This is a genomic window from Achromobacter sp. AONIH1 (assembly GCF_002902905.1).
Classification (GTDB): domain Bacteria; phylum Pseudomonadota; class Gammaproteobacteria; order Burkholderiales; family Burkholderiaceae_B; genus Achromobacter.
Map to the genome: position 1 here is coordinate 23980 of NZ_CP026124.1, position 21619 is coordinate 45598.

Below are 21619 nucleotides of genomic sequence, written 5' to 3' on the forward strand. Positions count from 1 at the left end.
TACGTATCAAGGCGCTATGCGCCCAATGTGAGTGCGGTACATCTTGCCGCCCCGCGCGGGGATGGCGGGTGGCCGCGGGCACTGGCGCGCAAGGCGTGGAGCCGGCGGACTTGCCGGGCGCTTGGTCGCACATGTCCGGAAAAGGCGCATTTTAACCGTTTTGCGCGACTGGGCGCAGGCCGGGACGCCGGGGGTGACCACGGGTGGGCATGCATGCATCACCTGAGTCCTGGCCAGGACTATGTCCCTCAGAATCCACGGAAGTCCGGCACGGCCTGCTTCCATTTTTCTTCGATCTTGCGCAGGTCTTCCCATAACGCCTCGAACACCGCGCTGCCCATAGGCGCGACGCCGTGAGCCAGCGCATTTCGCCCAACATACAACCCCAGCAATTGCTTCAAGCGATTGCTCGCATAGTTGTTGGAGCCCAGCACCTGTATCCAGCGGTTGAGTATCGTCGATATCTTCAGGTATCCCTTCTCTGGCACTTTGGAAAAGTGCTGATGCTGCGATCGCCTTTCGGCAACCCGCCACTGCACATCTCTGCGGATAGCCCCCTCGCATGCCGCCATCAAAGCAAGGGAAGCGAACAGCTCGTGCTCATCCAGTCGCTTCTGGAGGTAGTCCTTCCACTCTGCTTCGGTCATGCCGAAGATGGCGTCATCAGTGATGGCGCTGATCCCCTCGGGACGACTGGGAGCATGGATGTAACGTCCCAAGCACAGGAGTCCGTCCCTCGTGGAAAAGTACCAATCGCGCGCTCTGCCGATGTCGGGAAACATGCTGGCGCCTCAGCTCATGACGTCCGTGAAGAGCCGCCCCAATCCCGCCTCATCCAGGGCATATGACCCTGCCGTCCCTATCGCCGGGAAAACCCGCCATACCCAGTCCCTGTCGTAGGACGGCGTGTGATCAACGGGCGACCGATCCTCGTGGGCATCGAGAGCAATCAGCTTGACCAACTTGAGCGCATGACGAGGTTGCACGTCGACACGGCCATAGCCGCCAATGATCACGCTCCCCTTGGGCTTGAAATCCACCCAAAGTCCGGTAGGCAGCTGGACAGACAAGGACGGCGCATCGTAGTGACCCAGGCGCTCCTCATGCAGTTTGACAACAGGCCTTTCGAAAGCGTCCTGTCTCAGACCGGCCATTTCCAGTTCACGCGCGATCCAGCGGAAAAGCTCATCCAGCTCCCGCAACCATTTCTGACGGCGCTTTGTCCAGTCAACTTGCGCCTGGACAGTAGCAAGCATCCGCTGGTTCTCGATAAACCCCTTCAAGTCGGTCATGATCTCGGCATCTCTTATTGACACTGCTGTGTGGCTCGCTGACTGGCAATCTATCACGCGACACACTCGTGGATAGGTAAACGCCGGGCGGCTCGCCACGCAATCCGGTCTTACCTTGTCATGATGGCACTGCCGAAGCACGACTGCGCCGCGCGCCCACAAGTCCCGCACCAGTGTAGAAAACAAAAAGGCCCGTCGGGAACGCAACGTGCCAGAACTGCCCTACGCTGCCGCCCCCGGCACCCAGCGCATCACCGCCCAGATCAGCACGATCGGCCCCGCGTTGAAGACGGCGTGCAACGCGATGGCCGCGCCGATACCCCTGCGCACCCGCATCCAGCCCAGCGCCAGACCCGTGAGCCATTGCGGCAGCACCAGCAGGGGCAGCAGCCAGTACGGCGTCTTGCTGAAGACGAAATTGCTCAGGTGCACGGCGGCGAAGGTCAGCGTGCCCAGGTGGAACACCAGGCCGAAATGCTTCAGGTAATAGCGACGCCAGGTCGTATCCCAGCCTTGCAGCGGCTGCGCGCGCCGGATCAGCGCCCAGACGGCCAGCAACAGGAACGCGGCCAGCAGCAGCCCGGTCCAGATGCGCGGCCCCCACAGCACCACGGGCACCAGTGCCGGGCACAGCCACAGCGCCTGCCTGGGCCGTCGCAGGCCGTAGCGGAACAGCATTTCCTCGACCAGCGGCGCCCAGATGATGGCGGTCAGCCAGGGGATGTTGGTGGGATCCAGCCTATGCGTGGCCCCCGCGAGTCCGGCGGCGGCGACCGCCACCGGCCCCAGCGCGAACAGGTTCACGCACCACAGCAGCAGCGCCCAGGCCAGCAGCCGGCCGGGACGCACGCCCGGCCAGAAATCACGCCACACGCCGCCGCCCGGTCCGCGCCCCGTCAACCGCGCCGCGTTCGGCCGGCGGATGAAGCGCCAGAAATCGACCAGTTCATCGCGGAAACGCAGTTTGCGGGACGCTGGGACGGCAGGCTGGTCGGACATGGGCATTTCAACGATTCAAGGCGCGGGCTCATCGACCGCGGCGGACGGCCACAATCCCGTTAGGCATCGTTGCCGCTGTGAAGTTGCCGCGTCGCCAGCGGAAAATCGCCGGCCAGCATCGCCGGCACCACGGCGCGGCAGCGGTCGATGACGGCTTCGATCGCCGTCTGCTCTTCGCGGCGCGGCGGGTGCAGGACGAAGTCCGCGACCTGCTGCGCCAGCCCCAGCGTGCGCGGATGGCCGATGCCGATGCGCAGGCGCCAGAAGTTGGGGCTGCCCAGCGCCGCCTGGATGTCCTTCAGGCCGTTGTGGCCGGCGTGCCCGCCGCCCTGCTTGAGTTTCACCTGGCCGGGCATGAGGTCCAGCTCGTCATGCAGCACCAGCACGGCCTCGGGCGCGAGCTTGTAGAAGCGCGCCAGCGCGCCGACCGCCTGGCCGGAACGGTTCATGTAGGTGTTGGGCTTGAGCAGCAGCACGTTGTCCGCGCCCAGCCGGGCCTTGGCGACCATGCCGAAGAACGACTTCTCCAGCGCGAAGGACGCGCGCAGATCATCGGCCAGGTGATCGGCCAGCCAGAAGCCGGCGTTGTGCCGGGTGGTTTCGTAGTCGGGGCCGGGATTGCCCAGCCCGACGATGAGGCGTATGGGAGTAGACATGATGGGGGTGTTTAAACCAAAAAACCCTGCGCATGCAAATGCACGCGCAGGGTTTCGGCGTCAGCCTTGCGCAAGCCCGAGGGCTCGCGGCCTGGCTTAGGCGGCCGGAGCGGCTTCGGCGGCGTCGTCAGCGGCGGCAGCGCCGCCCTTGACCACGGCAGCGGCCAGCAGCGGGTTCGGCTCGCCACCGTGCGGGACGTAGGTCACGCCCTTGGGCAGCTTGATATCGGCCAGGTGGACCGACGCGCCGGGCAGCAGGTCCTTCAGGTCGATTTCGATGAACTGCGGCAGGGCGGCCGGCAGGCAGGTGATTTCCAGCTCGGTCAGCACGTGGCTGATGATCGCGCCGCTCAGCTTGACGGCCGGCGAGACTTCAGCGTTCAGGAAGTGCAGCGGCACCTTGGTGTGCAGGGCCTGGTTGGCGTCCACGCGCTGGAAGTCCACGTGCAGGACTTGCGGCTTGTAGGCGTGCCATTGAACCGAACGCAGCAGGACTTGCTCTTCCTTGGCCGCGCCTTCCAGCGCCATTTGCAGGATGGAAGCGTGGAACTCTTCCTTGCGCAGGGCGTGGTAGATCTCGTTGTGGTCGAGTTCGATGTTCAGGGGGGCAGCCGTACCGCCATAAACGATGGCGGGAACGCGGCCCGCGCGGCGCAGGCGGCGGCTCGCACTCGAACCCTGGACGCTACGCGCAGTGGCATTGAATTTCATGGAAAACTCCAAAAGCAAAAAATGGCGAAACGGGTTCGCCGGTTGTGTTCACGGCGCACAAGATGCGCGCCGTGTTTTTCGCGTCCTGCCGCGACCAGCAAGACGCAAATCCGGATAATGCCGACGGGCCTCAGTCGACGAACAGCGAGCTGACCGATTCGGCGTTCGAGATACGCAGGATGGTCTCGCCCAGCAGCGCCGCGCAGGACAGCTGGCGGATCTTGCCGCTGGCCTGGCCTTCTTCGGACAGCGGGATGGTGTCGGTGACGACCAGCTCGTCCAGGGCCGAGCCCTCGATGCGCTCGATCGCGCCGCCCGACAGCACGGGGTGCGTGCAATACGCGTAGACGGCGCCAGCGCCGCGGTCCTTCAGGGCCTGGGCCGCCTTGCACAGCGTGCCGGCGGTGTCGACCATGTCGTCCATGATGATGCAGGTGCGGCCGTCGACTTCACCGATGATGTTCATCACTTCCGACACGTTGGCGCGCGGACGACGCTTGTCGATGATGGCCAGGTCGGCTTCGAGTTGCTTGGCCAGCGCGCGGGCCCGCACCACGCCGCCGATGTCCGGGGACACGACGACCAGGTTCGAGAAGTTGCGGCGCCAGATGTCGCCCAGCAGGATCGGACCCGCGTAGATGTTGTCCACGGGGATGTCGAAGAAGCCCTGGATCTGGTCGGCGTGCAGGTCCATCGTCAGGACCCGGTCCACGCCGGCCACTTGCAGCATGTTGGCCACGACCTTGGCCGAGATCGCGACGCGCGCCGAGCGCGGGCGACGGTCCTGGCGGGCGTAGCCGAAATAGGGAATGGCGGCGGTGATGCGACCGGCCGAGGCGCGGCGCAGGGCATCGACCATCACCATGATTTCCATCAGGTTGTCGTTGGTGGGCGCACAGGTGGGCTGCAGTACGAAGACGTCCTTGCCGCGCACGTTCTCGTTGATCTCGACCATCACCTCGCCGTCCGAGAAGCGACCCACGGTCATCTTGCCCAGGGACATGTCGAGGTGGTTGACTACGTCCACGGCCAGCCGAGTATTGGCGGTGCCCGTGAAGATCATGAAACTATCGTTTGCCATGATGGATGATGCGATGGTCGTTTGAAACAGACGCGAACGGGGTGAGGCGGGGTGATGCGAGGTGTTGCGCTACAGCAGAACCTGACCGGAAAACAAAAAAGCTGCTGAACCGGGGCCAGTGTCTGACAGGCGTGTTCAACAGCTTTTTTATGTATTCGGCTGGCTGGGGAGGAAGGATTCGAACCTTCGCATGCCGGAATCAAAATCCGGTGCCTTAACCAGCTTGGCGACTCCCCAACTATCTTGCAATCCAATCCCGCAGTGGGTGTTCAGCTAATCCGGCGCAAGCCTGAACCAACCGAAACCGTGGATGAGCGGTTTGCTGAAAACTATTTGTTTTAACAGCGCCGCGCATTGTAGCGGTAATTTCCGTTTTCGCCAAAACGGCTTCGGAAAGTTTGGAGTATTCGGCGAACAAACACGCACCAGACCCCGACATACGAACATGTATTCCATGTTCAGTAAGCCACCGCGATGCCCTGAGAACCTCAGGATAAAGACGGTAAACCACCGGCTCCAGATCATTTCTGCCAAAAAATTCGAAGCTGGCGGGCCTGGCGTTTAGACCAGATCCCGCTTCGCTTTCAGTGCAATTTTCGGCGCAGAAAGTAGGCGAAGCAAGAAAGTCCGCTATTGTGATCGAAGAAGTATCCCTTGTCAAATCCTCTGCGGAAAAAATTCCAACAGTCGGCACGCTGGCATCCGGCTGGGCCACCAGATAGGCGCGCTCGGGCAGCGCCACCGCGCTGAGATCCTCGCCCACGCCCTGGGCAAAGGCCGATTGCCCGAACACGAACACGGGCACGTCCGCGCCCAGCGGCAGCGCCAGGTCCATCAGCTCGCGCCGGCTTAGATTCGTGCCCCAGAGACGATTCAGCGCGATCAGCGTGGAGGCCGCGTCGCTGGAGCCGCCGCCCAGGCCACCGCCCTGCGGGATGCGCTTTTCCAGGCTGATCTGCGCCCCCTGGCGCGTGCCGGTGGCGCGTTGCAGCGCGCGCGCGGCGCGCACCGTCAGGTCCTGGTCCTCGGGCACGCCGGGCAGGTCGGTGGCGCGGCTGATGACGCCGTCGGCGCGCGTCTCGACATGCAGCGTGTCGCAGAGGTCGATGAAGCGGAACACAGTCTGCAGCAGGTGGTAGCCGTCGGCGCGCCGCCCCACGACATGCAGGAACAGGTTGAGCTTGGCGGGCGCGGGTACGTCGTAGAGAGTCACGGGAATCGGCCGGAACGGATGCGATTCCCGGATTTTAGCCAGCGCGCTCAGGCCAGCTGCGGCGTGGCGCCGGACGCGCCCTGCAATGGCGCGGCCTGCGCCTCGATCACCTGCCCGCCGGGCAGCTTGAACACCGACACCGCGTCCGCAAGCTGGCGCGCCTGCTCCTCCAGCGCGCCGGCCGCGGCGGCGGCCTGTTCCACCAGCGCCGCGTTCTGCTGCGTCACATTGTCCATCTGCGCGACGGCGCGGTTGACCTGATCGATGCCGCTGGACTGCTCTTCGGACGCGGCCGAGATCTCGCCCATCAGGCTGGTGACGCGCTGCACGGAATCCTCGATCTCGCGCATGGTGGCGCCGGCCCGCTCGACCTGGGCCGAGCCCACGCCGACCTTCTGCGTGGAGTCCTCGATCAATTGCTTGATCTCCTTGGCCGCCGCGGCGCTGCGCTGGGCCAGCGTGCGCACCTCGCTCGCGACCACGGCGAAGCCCTTGCCCTGCTCGCCCGCGCGCGCCGCTTCCACGGCCGCGTTCAGCGCCAGGATATTGGTCTGGAAGGCAATGCCGTCGATCACGCCGACGATATCGGCGATGCGCGCCGAGCTGCCGGAAATGGCGCGCATGGTCTCGACCACGCCGGCCACCGCCTCGCCGCCACGCCGCGCGACCGCTGCCGATTCGCCCACCATGCGGTTGGCCTCGTGCGCGATGCCCGCGTTCTGCTTCACGGTGGAAGCCAGTTCCTCCATGCTGGCCGCGGTCTGCTCCAGCGACGCGGCCTGCTGTTCGGTGCGGCTGGAAAGATCGGCATTGCCCGAGGAGATTTCGCGCGCGCCCACATGGATCTCATCCACGCCGCGACGCACCGAGGACACCGTGCGGACCAAGCCGTCCTGCATGCTCTTGAGCGCCGTCAGCAAGGCGCCGATCTCGTTGCGGCCGCGATCCGCCACGCGGCGCGTGAGGTCGCCCTCGGCGATGCGCCTGAATATCTCGCCCGCCTCCAGCAGCGGCCGCACGATCATGCGCCGGATCAGCACGTGGGCGCCGACCGCCATGACCAGCCCCACGATCAGGAAGCCCGCCAGCACGTAGACGAACAGCGACTGGAACAGCGAGATCTCTTCCATCACGCCCTGCCCTGCCTCCTCGGCGCGGCGCATGAAGGCGTCGCGCTCGTTGACCAGGATCTCCTGCGCCTGCTGCGTGGCGGGCTTGCCGTAGGCGTCGGCGTCGCCGCCCTCCAGCGCCTTGCCCAGGGACTGCAGATTGCCGCTGAAGGTGGTGTAGGCCTCGATCAGATCCGCCGAGGCGGTTTTCTCTTCGGCGCTAAGGCCGCTGGCGAATCCCTGGAAATTGCGGTCGCCGGCGGCGATGCGCTGACGCGCCAGCCGCAATGCGGTGGTGTCGCCCGGGTTGCCCTTGGCCACGCGGGCGGCGTAGCGGGTCAGGTCGGTGCGCGCCGCGACCAGCGACAGCGCGGCGGAATTGACGGCATTGACCTGCTCCGAGGACAGACGATAAAGCTGTCCGACATCCTGATTGGTCTGCCGCAGGGCGACGAAGCCCATGCCTCCGACCAGCAACTGGAAGGTGAAGAAGGTCGCGATGATTCCCAGCAGTATCGTCGCGACGCGGGTATTCCTGAACATGGGCAATTCTCCGTAGGGGCGGCGGCTTGGTTCGACGCCGGTCTTGCGGTCCGTCCGGGCTCGTAGCCCGAACGGGCATGAGGAGAATTATTCAACTTCGACGAAATATTTCTATCAGTAACAATACTGATTTCCTTCTTTTTATTGCATCGGTGAAATCTCTTTGTCGTCCAGGACAGCCCTCATGCTGCCTTCAGACCAGCCCTTCGCAACCCTTGTCGGAGAAGGGCAAAACAGACACGCACGACAGCCAGGCGGCATGGCAAACAAAAGGCGCCCCATGGGGCGCCTTGTTCCTGGCATGCGCAGCCGCGCACGATGCGTCAGGGCTGGTTGACCACCAGCCGCACCAGGATGCGACGCCCGGGCTCCTGCCGCTCCATCACCAGCAGCATCGGCCCCTTCGTGTCATAGCGCGACAGACGCACGCGCCAGCCGCCCTGCTCGAAGCCGGCCGGACGGCCCAGTTCATCGCGCGACAACTCGCCCGGCTCGGGTTCGGCGGGCAGCTTGCCGCGCAGCCAGTCGCGCAGGCCCGCCACCGGCATGCTGCTGCCCAGCGCGTCCTCGGCCAGCGCGTCGGGGTTGTCCGCCACCAGACGGGTGCCATCGGCCTTGGTCAGGCTGGCGCTGCCGGGCTGGCCTTCGACGCGGGCCTCGGTGGAGCCCAGCGGATTGGTCAGGTCCAGCACGTAGCGGCGACCGTCGTCGGACCAGGAGAAACCGCCCTGCACGGCATTCTGCTTGCCGCTTTCCTCGTTGACCGTGATGGCGAAGCGCCCGATGCGCGAAAACGCGTCGGGCCCGATGCCCTCGATGGGCTTGGGCGTGGTGGTGCAGGCCGCCAACGTGAACGCCAGCATGGCCATCAAGGCCCCGCGCAGCCACGCCGACGCGTCGCGCCAGCGGAGCATGACAGCCGTGGTCAAAGCGCGACCCCCAGCCGCTTGATCGTGTCGAGCAGGGCGCGGTTGGTCGGGTCCTTGAGCTTGGCGCCGCGCAGCAGCTCCACCGCCTGGTCGCGCTTGCCCTGGCTCCACAGCACTTCGGCCAAGTGGGCGGCGATGTCGGCCTCGGGACGCGTGCTGTAGGCGCGGCGCAGGTATTCGGCCGCGGCGGCCTGGTCGCCCATGCGGAACTTGACCCAGCCCATGCTGTCCAGGATGAACGGATCGTTGGGCGCCAGCTCCAGCGCCTGCGTGATCAGGTCCAGCGCCTCGGGCAGCCGCTGGTTGCGGTCGGCCAGCGTGTAGCCCAGCGCGTTGTAGGCGTGGGCATGGTCCGGGTCCAGCGCGATGACCTGGCGCAGCAGGCGCTCCAGGTCGGCCACGCGGTCCTGGCGCTCGTACAGCATGGCCAGCTCGTACTTGATTTCCACCGTATCGGGCAGATCGCGGTCGGCGGCCTCCAGCACCGCCACCGCCTGACCGACGCGGTCGGCGTCGCGCAGGATCTGCGCCTTGGTCAGCACGCCCTGGGTGCGCTCTTCCTCGTCCTGCGGGCCGGCGGCGTCGATCATGGACAGGGCGTCGTCGACGCGGCCTTCCTTGGCGCGCAGCGCGGCCTGGCGCATGCGCACGGAGTAACGCAGCGTGGGATCCTCGATGCGACCGAGTTCGTTGATCGCCTCGTCATAGCGGCCCTGGTCCTCGGCGATGCGCGACAGCAGCACGTGCGCATCGGCCGCCGCCGCGCCGGCGTCGGTGGCGCCGGGCACCGTGGCCCGCTGGCGCTGGTTCTGCACGTCCAGGTACTGCTGCAACAGGGTGCGGGCCTGCTGCAGCTGGCCCGCCTTGTAGGCCAGCTGGGCCTGCATGAAGAGCAGGTCGAAGTCCTCGGGCGAGCGGCGCGACATGGCCTGCAGCTCAGCCAGCGCGGCGTTGTAATCGCCGCTGTCGGCCAACTGGCCGGCCAGCATCAGGCGCACCTTGCGCGCGTTCGGATTACGCGCGATATAGGCGCGCGCCTCGGTCTGGGCGCGCTGCGGGTCGACCTTGAAACCGTACTCCAGCACGCGCTGGGCGGCGGGTTCGGACTTGGGATCGGCCGCCAGCGCGGCCCGCGCCTCCTGTGCCGCGCGCTCGTCGTCGCCGGCCGCGTTGGCCACGTCGGCCAGCGCCATGTGGGCGGCGGGCAGCTTGCGCACGCCGTCGCTGAAGGATTCGTCCAGGATGCGCAGGGCCAGCCTGCGGTCATTCAGGCGGCTGAGGACGGCCAGGGCCTGGCCGATGGCGGCGGGCTTGTCGCGCGAGGCGTCGATGCGGTTGCGCAGCGCCTGCGACAGGCCACGGGTCTGGCCGTTGGCCGCCGCCAGCGCCAGCTCGGTGGAACTGGCCTCGAGGTCGTTGGGCGACAGGCGCGCCCACACCCGGGCCGCGTCCAGGGCGCCGGGCAGGTTGCCGCCCGCCAGCTGGAATTCCAGCGCGCGGCGCGCCAGGCGGGGGTCGCCGGTGTCGCGCGCCAGGCCGACCATGGTGGTGGCGGCCGTGCCGTACATGCCGCGCTGGGCGGCGATCTCGGACGCGAGCACTCTATAGAAGATGTCGGCGGTCAGCGACACATAGGGCAGTTGGCCGGCCCGCAGGCGGATCACTTCGGTTTCCGCCTGACGGGTCTGGGGGGCCATGCGCGGGCCCGTCGCGTCCCGCGTCCGGCCGTCCGCCGCCTGGGCCAGCGTTGACGCCAGAGCAAGCGCCAATGCGGCGATACCGATATTCATTTGTTTGATAGACGACTTCACGCGGCCCGTCCGGTTGATGGCACAATCTTCGAACACCAATTGTTGATCTTACACTGGCTCATGCCGGAACTGCCCGAAGTCGAAACCACGCGTCGGGGAATAGACGCCGTCATCACCGGCCGCAAGCTCGCCCGGCTGGTCATCCATGAAGCCCGCATGCGCTGGCCCATTCCGCCCGATCTGCCCGGCCTGCTGGCCGGACGCGAGGTGCTGGAATGCGCGCGCCGCGGCAAGTACCTGCTGCTGCGCTTCGAGCATGGCACCCAGATCGTGCATCTGGGCATGTCGGGCTCGCTGCGCAGCGTCGCGCCGGGCGAATTCCTGCGCAAGCACGACCACGTCGAATGGATCTTCGACCAGGCGGTGCTGCGGCTGCACGACCCGCGCCGCTTCGGCGCGGTGCTGTGGCACGCCGCCGGCGACGGCCCGATCGAGGCGCATCCGCTGCTGGCCAAGCTGGGCATCGAGCCCTTCGACCCGCGCTTTGACGGCGCCTGGCTGCATCGGCATTTCCAGCGCCATGGCGCGGCCATCAAGCAGGTGCTGCTGGCCGGCGCGGCTGTCGTCGGCGTGGGCAATATCTACGCATCCGAAAGCCTGTTCCGCGCCCGCATCAACCCGAAGACGCCGGCCAACAAGCTGTCGCCCGCCCGCTGCGACCGGCTGGCCGAGTGCGTGCGCGCCACGCTGGCCGACGCCCTGACCTCGGGCGGCAGTACCTTGCGCGACTATGTGGGCGCCACCGGCGAGCCGGGCGCCTACTTCGAGATCCACGCCGCCGTCTATGAACGGGAAGGCCAGCCCTGCCGGGTCTGCGGCACTCCGATCAAACGGATCGTCCAGGGGCAGCGGGCTACCTATTACTGCCCCAAATGTCAGAAGGTGTAACCCACCCCGAAAGGTGTGCCCCCCTGAAGCGCTGCGCGCTTCCCCCAGGGGAGCGCCACCGCGGACCGGCAGACGAGCTCCACCCCGAGCGCTGCGCGCTCCCCTCAAGGGGCGCCGCCGCGGACCGGCAAAGCCGGATCCGCGCGGCCCCGGTTGGGACGGCTTGGGGGAGGGACGCGGGCTCCACCCTCGCCCGCCATGTCTTGCGGTGCGATGGAGGTTTGTGAGAGTTTGTTTATAGCAAACGTATTGCACAAACACTAACGCCGGACTATAGTCCTTCCACACCCTATTCCTATAAAACCGTGGAAGGAGCCCCCATGAGCAAGCAATTCGCCTCGCACGCCGACCTGGAAGACAAGGTCGTTTCGTTCGAAAAACTGTCCGACAACGCCTATGCCTACACCGCCGAAGGCGATCCCAATACGGGCGTGATCATCGGCGACGAGGCCGTCATGGTGGTCGACACCCAGGCCACCCCGGTCATGGCCCAGGACGTGATCCGCCGCATCCGCGAAGTGACCGACAAGCCGATCAAGTACGTGCTGCTGTCGCACTACCACGCCGTGCGCGTGTTCGGCGCGTCCGCCTACCAGGCCCAGGAAATCCTGGCCAGCCGCGACACCTATGACCTGATCGCCGAGCGCGGCGAGCAGGACAAGGCCAGCGAGATCGGCCGTTTCCCGCGCCTGTTCCGCAACGCCGAATCGATTCCGCCGGGCCTGGTCTGGCCGTCCATGACCTTCAAGGGCGAAATGACCGTCAACCTGGGCAACCTGGAAGTCCAGCTGCTGCAGGTCGGCCGTGGCCACACCAAGGGCGACACCATCGCCTGGCTGCCCGAGCAGAAGATCCTGTTCGCCGGCGATCTGGTCGAATACCAGTCCACGCCCTACTGCGGCGACGCCTATTTCCGCGACTGGCCCTCGACGCTGGACGCGCTGTCCGGCTTCAACGCCGAGAAGATGGTGCCCGGCCGCGGCCCGGCCCTGAAGAACGCCGAGGAAGTCCGCAAGGGTCTGGCCTGCACCCGCGCCTTCCTGACCGACCTGTACAGCGCCGTGAACCGTGGCGTGGCCGAGGGCAAGGACCTGAAGACCATCTACCGCGAGGTCTACGACTTCATGAAGCCGCGCTACAGCGACTGGGTGATCTTCGACCACTGCATGCCGTTCGACGTGTCGCGCGCCTATGACGAGGCCCAGGGCATCACGCATCCGCGCATCTGGACCGACAAGCGCGACCTGGAGATGTGGCAACAGCTGGAAGGCTGAGCCCGCGACCGCCCCGCCGGGGCGGCGCCCTCCCCGTCCGGCGCCGCCGGACCTTGCCCGCAAGACCGGCGGCCGCGCGCCCGGCAAGAAGGCCCGCGCCGCCCGATGGAAAAACAAGACCCCACACAGGAGACAACCGTGGGAGACATCGACTACCAGGCGATGGAGTTCGCCTATGAGAAGCGCGCCGAGCAGGACGCCGGCGCGCCCGCCCGGCACCCCGTGGTGGTGGTGGGCGCCGGCCCGGTCGGCCTGACCACCGCGCTGGACCTGGCCCGCCGCGGCCTGCGCGTGGTGGTGCTGGACGACGATTACCGGCTGTCGACCGGCTCGCGCGCCATCTGCTTCTCCAAGCGCACGCTGGAAATCTGGGACCGCCTGGGCGTGGGCCAGCGCATGACCGACAAGGGCGTGTCCTGGAACGTCGGCAAGGTCTTCTTCCGCGAGCAGGAAGTCTGGCGCTTCGACCTGCTGCCCGAGCCCGGCCACCGCCGCCCCGCCTTCATCAACCTGCAGCAGTACTACGCCGAGGGCTTCCTGTACGAGCAGGCCCGCGCCGAGCCGAACATCGACCTGCGCTGGAAAAACAAGGTCGCCGGCCTGGAACAGGACGCCGACGGCGTGGCTGTCAGCATCGAGACGCCCGAAGGCCCCTACACGCTGCGCGCCGACTGGCTGATCGCCTGCGACGGCGCGCGCTCGCCGGTGCGCAAGCTGATCGGCCAGGAAAGCCACGGCCGCATCTTCCGCGACCGCTTCCTGATCGCCGACGTGAAGATGAAGGCCGATTTCCCGGCCGAGCGCTGGTTCTGGTTCGACCCGCCCTTCCACCCCAATCAGTCCGTGCTGCTGCACATGCAGCCGGACAACGTCTGGCGCATCGACTTCCAGCTGGGCTGGAACGCCGATCCCGTCGAGGCGGTCAAGCCCGAGAACGTGCTGCCGCGCATCCGCGCCCTGCTCGGGCCCGACACCCAGTTCGACCTGGAATGGGTCAGCGTCTACACCTTCGCCTGCGAGCGCATGGACGCGTTCCGCCATGGTCGCGTGGTCTTCGCCGGCGACTCGGCGCACCGCGTCTCGCCCTTCGGCGCGCGCGGCGCCAACAGCGGCGTGCAGGACGCCGAGAACCTGGCCTGGAAACTCAAGCTGGTGACCGACGGCCTGGCGCCCGAAACGCTGATCGACACCTACAGCGCCGAGCGCGAGCACGCCGCCGACGAGAACATCCTGAACTCGTCCCGCGCCACCGATTTCATCACGCCCAAGAGCGAGATCAGCCGCAGCTTCCGCAACGCGGTGCTGAACCTGGCCAAGACCCATCCCTTCGCGCGCTCGCTGGTCAACAGCGGCCGCCTGTCGCTGCCCGCGACCTACGCCGATTCGCCGCTGAACACGCCGGACACGGCGGCCTTCTCCGGCCGCATGCGGCCCGGCGCCGTGGCGCTGGACGCGCCGGTGCGCGCCGGCGGCGAGCCGGGCTGGTGGCTGTCGCAGCTGGACGGCGATTTCGTGCTGGCGCTGTTCTGCCCCGATCAATTGCCCGACGCCGCCACGCTGCGCGCGCTGGCCGCGCTGCGCCTGGCGCCGGTGCCGGTCAAGGCCGTGCTGGTCGCCGGTCCGCAGTGCGACGCCGCCGGCGCGCCGACCGACATCACGGTGGTGAGCGACGCCGACGGCCTGCTGGCAGCCCGCTATGACGCGCGCCCCGGCACCGCCTACCTGATCCGTCCCGACCAGCACATCGCGGCGCGCTGGCGCGCCTTCGACGGCGCCGCCGTCGCGGCCGCGCTGAATCGCGCCATCGGCCGCGCCTGAGCCACCGGAGCAATGCACATGCTGATTACCGACACCAACCTGGCCTCGCCCGATGATTTCTACGAGGCGCTGATCGACACGCACCGCGACCTGAGCCTGGAGCAAAGCCAGGAACTGAACGCGGCGCTGATCCTGCTGCTGGCCAACCACCTGGGCGACATGGACGTGCTGCGCGAGGCGCTGCGGCAGGCGCGCGCCTCCGTCATGCCCGCCTGAGCGCCCCCGGGACCGTTGCCGCGCCACGCGGCGACGGTCCCGTTCCATTTCGCGCGCGGACTATCGGCCCACCGCGAACGTATCCACGATCAAGCCGCGCAGCCAGAGATTGCCGCCGTCGCGGTCATAGCGGCGCTGCCAGTACATATTGGTCTGCAAGGCCGGCACCTTCAGCGGCGGCGTCAGGAAGCGCAGGCCGAAGGGCGGCGCCGCGCTGGCTGCCAGTTTTTCGGGCACGGTGGCCAGCAGGTTCGTCGTGCTGACGATGTACGGCACCGCCGAAAAATGCGGCACGCTGAAATGCTCGGCCATGTCCAGGCCGGCGCGCTCCATCGACTGGTTCACCTGCCCATAGGGCGCGGCGCGCGACACGATCAGGTGGCGCTCGGCGCGGAACGCCTTCAGGCCCATGCCGGCGTGCGCCGTGGGATGGGCCTGGCGGAACAGCGTGGCATAGCCCTGCCGGAACAGCATGCGCTGCATCACGCCCGCCCCCATGTCGTCGAACGCGCCGATGGCCAGGTCCACGCGCCCGGCCTCCATCTCCCGCGCCAGCTCCGCGCCCTGCATGCGCACCGAATCGATGCGCGCCTGCGGCGCGACCTGGGCGCAGACCTCGATCAGGCGAGGCATGAAATGGATCTCGCCCACGTCCGTCATGGCCACGCGGAAGCGCCGCATGCTGGCGGCCGGATCGAAGGCGTCCTGATCCTGCAAGGCCCCGGCCAGCAGCGCCAGCGCCTCGCTCACCGGCCCTGCCAGGCGCTGCGCGCGCGGCGTGGGCTGCATGCCCTGGGCGGTGCGCACGAACAGCTCGTCGCCGAACGCCTGCCGCAGGCGGCGCAAGGCATTGCTGACGGCGGGCTGGGACAGGTCCAGCCGGCGCGCGACGGAAGAGATGTTGCGGTCCTCCAGCAGATGCTGGAACAGCAGCAGCAGATTCAGGTCCACGTCGCGCAAGCCGGCCATCATGCCCCCTACTATTCACAAAATTTATAGTCCCTATTTTTACATTCCCGTAGCCCAATGGGGAGATTTTTCCGAAAATGGCGTATCGATCACGATAGTCCGGACCGCGCGGCCATGCACCGCGCGCCGCCACCAGGAGGATTCCATGGAACTGCAATACCAGACCGGCTTTGGCAACGACTGCGCCACCGAGGCGCTGCCCGGCGCCCTGCCGCAAGGCCGCAACTCGCCGCAGCAGTGCCCCTACGGCCTGTACGCCGAACAGCTGTCCGGCACCGCCTTCACCGCGCCGCGCGCCGAGAACCGCCGTTCCTGGCTGTACCGGATCCGCCCCGGCGCGCAGCACAAGCCGTTTGAGCGCCATGACGGCGCCGCAGGCTGGCTGAGCACCTTCGGCGAAGGCCCCGTCACGCCCAACCAGCTGCGCTGGAGCCCGCTGCCGATCCCGACCGCGCCCACCGACTTCCTCGACGGCGTGAAGACCTTCGGCGGCAACGGCGGCCCCGACGAGCAAGGCGGCGTGGGCATCCACCTGTACGCGGCCAACCGAAGCATGAAGGGCCGCTATTTCTACAACGCCGACGGCGAGCTGATGCTGGTGCCGCAACAAGGCCGCCTGCGCCTTGCCACCGAGCTGGGCCTGATCGACCTGGAACCGCTGGAGATCGCGGTCATCCCGCGCGGCGTGCGCTTCCGCGTCGAGCTGCTCGACGACACTGCGCGCGGCTACATGCTGGAGAACTTCGGCGCGGCGCTGCGCCTGCCGGAACTGGGCCCGATCGGCTCGAACTGCCTGGCCAACTCGCGCGACTTCAAAACGCCCGTGGCCTGGTATGAAGACGTGGAAGGCGACTTCGAGCTGATCGCCAAGTTCACCGGCGGCTTCTGGCGCGCGTCCATCGGCCATTCGCCGCTGGACGTGGTGGCCTGGCACGGCACGCACGCGCCCTACAAGTACGACCTGCGCAACTTCAACACCATCGGCTCGATCAGCTACGACCATCCCGATCCGTCGATCTTCACGGTGCTGACCGCCCCGTCCGACACCCCGGGCACGGCCAACATGGACTTCGCCATATTCCCGCCGCGCATCCTGGCGATGGAAAACACCTTCCGTCCGCCCTGGTTCCACCGCAACATCGCCAGCGAATTCATGGGCCTGATCCAGGGCGTGTACGATGCCAAGGCCGACGGCTTCGCGCCCGGCGGCGCCAGCCTGCACAACTGCATGAGCGGCCACGGCCCGGACGCCGAGACCTTTGAAAAGGCCTCGCACGCCGACACCAGCGCCGCGCATTACATCCGCGACACCATGGCCTTCATGTTCGAGACGCGCCGCGTGATCCGCCCGACCGCCCAGGCCCTGGCCTCGGTAGAATTGCAGGGCGACTACTACCGCTGCTGGCAGGACATCAAGAAGCACTTCGATTCGAGCAAGGCGTAACGCGCAGGCACCGCCTCGCGCGCCCGCGGCGATGAGCGCAAGCTCATCGCCGTTTGGCTTTTGGATTTTCCGCCGCCCGGCCCCACCCATAACCACATCGCAAGAGACATCCCGACCATGAGCACGACGATCAACGAAACCCACGACCCGTCCCTGAAGAGCTGGATCGCCAGCGCCAACAGCGCGACCACGGATTTCCCGGTGCAGAACCTGCCCTACGCGTCGTTCCGCCGCAAGGGCTCGCAGGAAGCCTTCCGCCCCGGCGTCGCGATCGGCGACCAGATCCTGGACCTGGCCGCGCTGGCCGCCCAAAAACCCTTCGAGGACAAGGCCGCCGAAGCGCTGGCCGCCTGCACGGGCGACAGCCTGAACGCGCTGATGGCGCTGGGCCAGCCGCACTGGAGCGCGCTGCGCCTGGCGCTGTCGCGCGCCCTGCGCGAAGGCGCCGCGCTGCGCGCGACCATCGAGCCGCTGCTGGTGGCCCAGGCCGACGCCGAGTACGCCACGCCCGCCCGCATCGGCGACTACACCGACTTCTATATCTCGCTGCACCACGCCACCGCCGTGGGCAAGCAGTTCCGTCCCGACAATCCCCTGCTGCCGAACTACAAGTGGGTGCCCATCGGCTATCACGGGCGCGCCTCCAGCATCGGCGTGGACCAGAAGTTCGCGCGCCCGGTCGGCCAGACCCGCCCGCTGAACGAAGGCGAGGCGCCGCAATTCGGCCCCTGCTCGCGCCTGGACTATGAACTGGAACTGGGCATCTTCGTCGGTACCGGCAACGCCCAGGGCGACCGCATCGCGCTGGCCGACGCCGAATCGCATGTGTTCGGCCTGTGCATCCTGAACGACTGGTCGGCGCGCGACATCCAGGCCTGGGAATACCAGCCGCTGGGCCCCTTCCTGGCCAAGAACTTCGCCTCGACGATCTCGCCGTGGATCGTGACCATGGAAGCGCTGGAGCCGTTCCGCACGCAGTGGAACCGCGCCGCGTCCGACCCGCAGCCCATGCCCTACCTGTCCTCGGACGCGAACCGCGCCAAGGGCGCCTTCGACGTGCGCATGCAGGTGCTGCTGACCACCGAGAAGTCGCGCGCCGAAAAGCAGGCGCCAGCGCCGCTGTCGGCCAGCAACTTCCGCGACGCCTACTGGAACGTGGCGCAGCTGATCACGCACCACACGGTCAACGGCTGCAACCTGCAACCGGGCGACATGCTGGGCACCGGCACGCTGTCCGGCCCGCTGCCCGCCGAGGCCGGCTCGCTGCTGGAGCTGACCCAGGGCGGCAAGACGCCGATCGAGCTGCCGTGGGGCGAGAAGCGCACCTTCCTGCAGGACGGCGACCAGATCCTCATGCGCGCCGAATGCGTGAAGGCGGGCTATCCGCGCATCGGCTTCGGCGAGAGCGCGGGCACGGTGCTGCCGGCGCGCGCGTAAGCGGCGCGGGCCATCAGGATCGAGGCGTGGCGGCGTCCCGCGCCGTCAAGGCCTCGATTTCCTCGTCCTTGGCCTGCCACTGCTGGCCCAGCCAGTGGTGGAATTCCGCGCGGAAGGCCTTGTCGCGACTATAGTCGGCTTCGCAGAATGCCTGCGGCACGGGCAACTGGCGCATGCGCACCCGCACCGCGCCCGCGCGGCCACAAGCCAGGTCCCAGAAGCTGGGCGCTCCATCCGGATAGGCGATGGTGACGTCGATCATCGAACGGAAGCGCGCGCCCATGGCGTTGAGCGCCACCGCCATCCCGCCTGCCTTGGGCTTGAGCAGATGGCGGTACGGCGCTCCCTGGGCATCGCGCTTGGCCTCTGAAAACCGGGTGCCTTCGGCGAAGATCATCACGCTGGTCGGCACCAGCGAGAACTTCTCGCACGCGCGCCGGGCGGCTTCCTGGTCCTGCCGTCCCAGGGCCGGATTGCGGCGCAGATCGGCCTTGCCGTGGCGCTTCATGAACGGGAAATCCAGCGCCCACCACGCCAGCCCTATCACCGGCACGTAGATGAGCTGCTGCTTGAGAAAAAACTTCAGCAGCGGAATGCGCCGGTTCAACGTGGCTTGCAGCACGAAGATGTCCACCCAGGACTGGTGATTGCAATTGACCAGATACCAGTCCGCGTAGCGCAGGCCGGTATTGCCCTGCACGTCCCAGGGCTCGCGCTGGATGCGCTCGAACCAGCAGCTGTGGCAGCTGACCCAGGCCGTGGCGATGCCGTTGAGCAGCGGATCGATGCGCCGTCGGACCGCCGCGAAAGGCAGCAGCAGCTTCAGCAGGGCCAGGGGAAACAGCAGCAGGCACCAGAACAGCGTGCTGGCGACCAGCAACAGCGTGCTGATCGCGCCGGTCAGCCATGCCAGGCGGCCGCGCGGCACCGGCCAGGGGCGATGCCGCCGCGCGGCCGGCCGGGATGCGGATGCCTCGGAGGCTTCGGGCGCATCCGCGGCGCGGGCGGGCGCCGGATCGGGAAGAGGATCAGGAAAAGTCATGAGCGCCAGTGTGCGAGGGTGCGCCCGCGGCCGGCTTGCGCAGAATCAAGCCGGTCTCAGGCGCCATCGGGGGGAAATCAAGGCAGACGGTATTTTTCCTCGCGGTAGACCCAGCTGGCCCATAGCGCGTGCGCCAGCGCCTCCTTGGACAGCGCCTCGTCCACCGGCTCCACCGGTTCATAGGTCTCGTCCTGTCCGACCGGGGCGGCGCGATACCTGAATTCGCGCGGCGCCTTGGCCGGCTCCAGCACCAGCAGCTTGTCACCCTGCAAATAACCGAAGTTGTCGGCGTACTGCATCAGCGCGCGGTTCGGATCGCGCTGCGTCAGGTCGGCGCCCAGCATGGGATTGACGTTGTCCAGCCCGATCAGCGACAGCAGCGTGGGACCCATGTCGATCTGGCTGACCAGCCGCTCGTCCTGGCGCGGCGCGATGCCAGCGCCCAGGATCAGCGCGGGAATCTGGAAATGCCTCACCGGCACGGGAATGGAGCCGTAGACGCGCGAATCATGGTCGGCGATCACCAGGAACACGGTGTTGTTCCAGTACGGCGCCTGGCGCGCCTTATCGAAGAACTGCCCCAGCGCCCAGTCGGCGTAGCGCACGGTGTTGTCCACGCTGGCGGGATCGCCCACCGGCTGGATGCGACCGGCGGGGTATTCCCACGGCGAATGGTTGCTGACCGAGAAGGCCAGCGTGAACACCGGCTTGTCGCCGTCCGCGCGCAGCAGCCGATCGACCTGATTGAACATGTCCTCGTCGGACGCGCCCCAGGATCCCTCGAACACCGGATTCACGAACTTGGGACGGTCCACCACCTCGTTGAAACCATTGCCCAGGAAGAAGGCGCGCATATTGTCGAAGTGCGCCTCGCCGCCATACACGAAGCGCGACTGGTAGCCATGCTTGCCCAGCACCTGCGCCAGCGTGAAGAAGCCGGTCTGCGAGCGCGGCAGCTTCACCACCGCGTCGGCCACGCTGGGCAGGAAGCCCGCAGTCACGGCCTCGATGCCGCGCACCGAGCGCGTGCCGGTGGCATAGGCCCGGTGGAACATCCAGCCTTCCTTGCCCAGCCGGTCGATGTTGGGCGTGAGGTCGCGCCCGCCCAGGCTGCCGACATACTGCGCGCCCAGGCTTTCCTGCAGGATGATGACCAGATTGAGCGGCTTGTCGCGGCGCACGCTGGCCTTCTGCTCGTGCAGGCTGGGATAGCGCGGATCCAGCGGCGGGCCTTCCATGCCGGCCTTGGCTCGCACGATGGCGTTCATCTCGTCCACCGCCATCTTCGGGTACATGGCCGCCGACGAACGCTCGTCGCGCATGCGGTACGCGGCGTCGAACACGCTGTACAGCGAATTGAGCGCCAGCGCGTTCATCAACGAATCCGAGCTGTAGGCCACCTTGGCCGGGTTGATGGGGCGATGCTCCAGCGTGCCGCGCGCGCCCAGCACCACCAGCGCCAGGATCAGCAGCGAGGCCAGCGGCCGCTTCCACCAGGACATGAACGGATCGCGCACCCGCGTCGGGAACAGCCTGACCGACAGCCAGGCCGCCACCAGCAACACGACCAGCGCGGCCAGCAGCACGCCCTTGTAGCCCTGCCACAGCATGGCCCCGACTTCCTTCGGGTTCAGCAGATAGATGAAGTACAGGCGGTTCGGGCGCGTGTCGTATTCGGCGATGAACTGCGGCGTGGAAACTTCCAGCAACACGTACAGCATCCACCAGACGCGGAACCACCAGGCGGTCGCGCGCGCGGCCCAGGCGCGGTGGCCGAACCACGGCGAGAACACCGCGGGCAGCGCGATCACCATGGACAGCAGGCACACATCGATGCGCAGCCCGCCGACCAGCAGCGGGGCCAGGCCGCCGGCGGCCTGCACGCGGTCCCATTGCCAGAAAGCCAGGCCCAGGCGGCTGAGCGTCAGCAACGCCAGCACCGCCAGGATGAATCTCAGGGTCAGGCGGCGCATCAGGCGGCCCTCCGGGTCGCGATCGAGGTCCGAGCGGAACCGTCCGCGCCGCTGTATCTGATAGGCAAAGCCATGCCGTCCCGCCGTAGGGAAATGAAAACGGGCCAAGCGTAACGCAATCCGGCTTCAGCCGTTGGCGAGCGTCGCCACGGGCCTCACAGCCCTGGCCGTGGCCCCTGAGTTGTACGACATCGTATTGGCTCTAATGACCCAC

At 67.2% G+C, this 21619-nt stretch carries 18 protein-coding genes, 1 tRNA gene and 1 pseudogene; 6 read left to right on the plus strand and 14 right to left on the minus strand.

Going from position 1 to position 21619, the window contains the following annotated elements; genetic code table 11:
- Positions 1 to 248: 248 nt before the first annotated feature.
- The 11 genes and pseudogenes from C2U31_RS00105 to C2U31_RS00155 form a co-directional block, all read right to left on the minus strand.
- Positions 249 to 782: a hypothetical protein gene (locus C2U31_RS00105; RefSeq protein WP_103271070.1), complete on the minus strand. Its 534-nt coding sequence runs from the start codon at positions 780 to 782 to the stop codon at positions 249 to 251.
- A gap of 9 nt (positions 783 to 791) precedes the next feature.
- Complete coding sequence (locus tag C2U31_RS00110; protein ID WP_103271071.1) at positions 792 to 1292, minus strand: hypothetical protein; 501 nt, start codon at positions 1290 to 1292, stop codon at positions 792 to 794.
- Positions 1293 to 1514: 222 nt separating this feature from the next.
- Entirely contained in the window at positions 1515 to 2297 is a 783-nt protein-coding gene (locus tag C2U31_RS00115) for a type II CAAX prenyl endopeptidase Rce1 family protein (protein ID WP_369869722.1), read from the minus strand.
- 53 nt (positions 2298 to 2350) lie between these two features.
- Positions 2351 to 2947, minus strand: a complete 597-nt coding sequence (gene pth, locus C2U31_RS00120) for an aminoacyl-tRNA hydrolase (RefSeq protein WP_103271073.1) — start codon at positions 2945 to 2947, stop codon at positions 2351 to 2353.
- A gap of 96 nt (positions 2948 to 3043) precedes the next feature.
- Positions 3044 to 3658, minus strand: a complete 615-nt coding sequence (locus C2U31_RS00125) for a 50S ribosomal protein L25/general stress protein Ctc (RefSeq protein WP_103271074.1) — start codon at positions 3656 to 3658, stop codon at positions 3044 to 3046.
- Between the two features lie 130 nt (positions 3659 to 3788).
- A complete protein-coding gene (locus tag C2U31_RS00130; RefSeq protein ID WP_199770925.1) occupies positions 3789 to 4739 on the minus strand; it encodes a ribose-phosphate pyrophosphokinase in 951 nt (316 codons plus the stop codon).
- 160 nt (positions 4740 to 4899) lie between these two features.
- Positions 4900 to 4976, minus strand: a tRNA-Gln gene (locus C2U31_RS00135).
- Between the two features lies 1 nt (position 4977).
- Complete coding sequence (gene ispE, locus C2U31_RS00140) at positions 4978 to 5952, minus strand: 4-(cytidine 5'-diphospho)-2-C-methyl-D-erythritol kinase (RefSeq protein WP_103271076.1); 975 nt, start codon at positions 5950 to 5952, stop codon at positions 4978 to 4980.
- 47 nt (positions 5953 to 5999) lie between these two features.
- Complete coding sequence (locus C2U31_RS00145; RefSeq protein ID WP_103271077.1) at positions 6000 to 7604, minus strand: methyl-accepting chemotaxis protein; 1605 nt, start codon at positions 7602 to 7604, stop codon at positions 6000 to 6002.
- Between the two features lie 323 nt (positions 7605 to 7927).
- Positions 7928 to 8518, minus strand: coding sequence for a lipoprotein insertase outer membrane protein LolB (gene lolB / locus C2U31_RS00150; RefSeq protein ID WP_103271078.1), 591 nt, complete (start codon positions 8516 to 8518; stop codon positions 7928 to 7930).
- Between the two features lie 11 nt (positions 8519 to 8529).
- Positions 8530 to 10406 (minus strand): annotated as a pseudogene (locus tag C2U31_RS00155) (tetratricopeptide repeat protein).
- Here C2U31_RS00155 and mutM point away from each other — a divergent pair.
- From mutM to C2U31_RS00175, 4 genes are all read left to right on the plus strand, one after another.
- Entirely contained in the window at positions 10405 to 11232 is an 828-nt protein-coding gene (gene mutM / locus C2U31_RS00160; RefSeq protein ID WP_103271079.1) for a bifunctional DNA-formamidopyrimidine glycosylase/DNA-(apurinic or apyrimidinic site) lyase, read from the plus strand. The pseudogene C2U31_RS00155 and the gene mutM sit on opposite strands and share 2 nt — an antisense overlap.
- A gap of 320 nt (positions 11233 to 11552) precedes the next feature.
- The gene (locus C2U31_RS00165; protein WP_103271080.1) at positions 11553 to 12506 is read left to right on the plus strand and encodes an MBL fold metallo-hydrolase; all 954 of its coding nucleotides are present in this window, start codon (positions 11553 to 11555) and stop codon (positions 12504 to 12506) included.
- 138 nt (positions 12507 to 12644) lie between these two features.
- Positions 12645 to 14324 carry an FAD-dependent oxidoreductase gene (locus tag C2U31_RS00170; RefSeq protein WP_103271081.1) on the plus strand — a complete coding sequence of 560 codons (1680 nt, stop codon included), beginning with the start codon at positions 12645 to 12647 and terminating at the stop codon, positions 14322 to 14324.
- An 18-nt stretch (positions 14325 to 14342) separates the two neighbouring features.
- Positions 14343 to 14540 carry a DUF2783 domain-containing protein gene (locus C2U31_RS00175; protein WP_103276192.1) on the plus strand — a complete coding sequence of 66 codons (198 nt, stop codon included), beginning with the start codon at positions 14343 to 14345 and terminating at the stop codon, positions 14538 to 14540.
- Between the two features lie 60 nt (positions 14541 to 14600).
- Here the strand turns inward: C2U31_RS00175 and C2U31_RS00180 are convergent, their stop codons facing one another.
- Complete coding sequence (locus tag C2U31_RS00180) at positions 14601 to 15509, minus strand: LysR family transcriptional regulator (RefSeq protein WP_103276193.1); 909 nt, start codon at positions 15507 to 15509, stop codon at positions 14601 to 14603.
- Positions 15510 to 15654: 145 nt separating this feature from the next.
- Between C2U31_RS00180 and hmgA the strand changes: the two genes are divergently transcribed.
- On the plus strand, positions 15655 to 16953 hold the full coding sequence (gene hmgA, locus C2U31_RS00185; RefSeq protein ID WP_103271082.1) for a homogentisate 1,2-dioxygenase: 1299 nt from the start codon (positions 15655 to 15657) through the stop codon (positions 16951 to 16953).
- A 117-nt stretch (positions 16954 to 17070) separates the two neighbouring features.
- Positions 17071 to 18390 (plus strand): fumarylacetoacetase, encoded by a 1320-nt coding sequence (fahA, locus tag C2U31_RS00190; protein ID WP_103271083.1) that lies wholly within the window; start codon positions 17071 to 17073, stop codon positions 18388 to 18390.
- Positions 18391 to 18403: 13 nt separating this feature from the next.
- On the opposite strand, the gene C2U31_RS00195 is transcribed toward fahA, so the two are convergent.
- Together C2U31_RS00195 and C2U31_RS00200 are read right to left on the minus strand one after the other, a co-directional pair.
- Positions 18404 to 19318: an acyltransferase gene (locus C2U31_RS00195; RefSeq protein WP_103276194.1), complete on the minus strand. Its 915-nt coding sequence runs from the start codon at positions 19316 to 19318 to the stop codon at positions 18404 to 18406.
- Between the two features lie 191 nt (positions 19319 to 19509).
- Positions 19510 to 21405, minus strand: coding sequence for an LTA synthase family protein (locus C2U31_RS00200; RefSeq protein WP_103271084.1), 1896 nt, complete (start codon positions 21403 to 21405; stop codon positions 19510 to 19512).
- Positions 21406 to 21619: the final 214 nt, after the last annotated feature.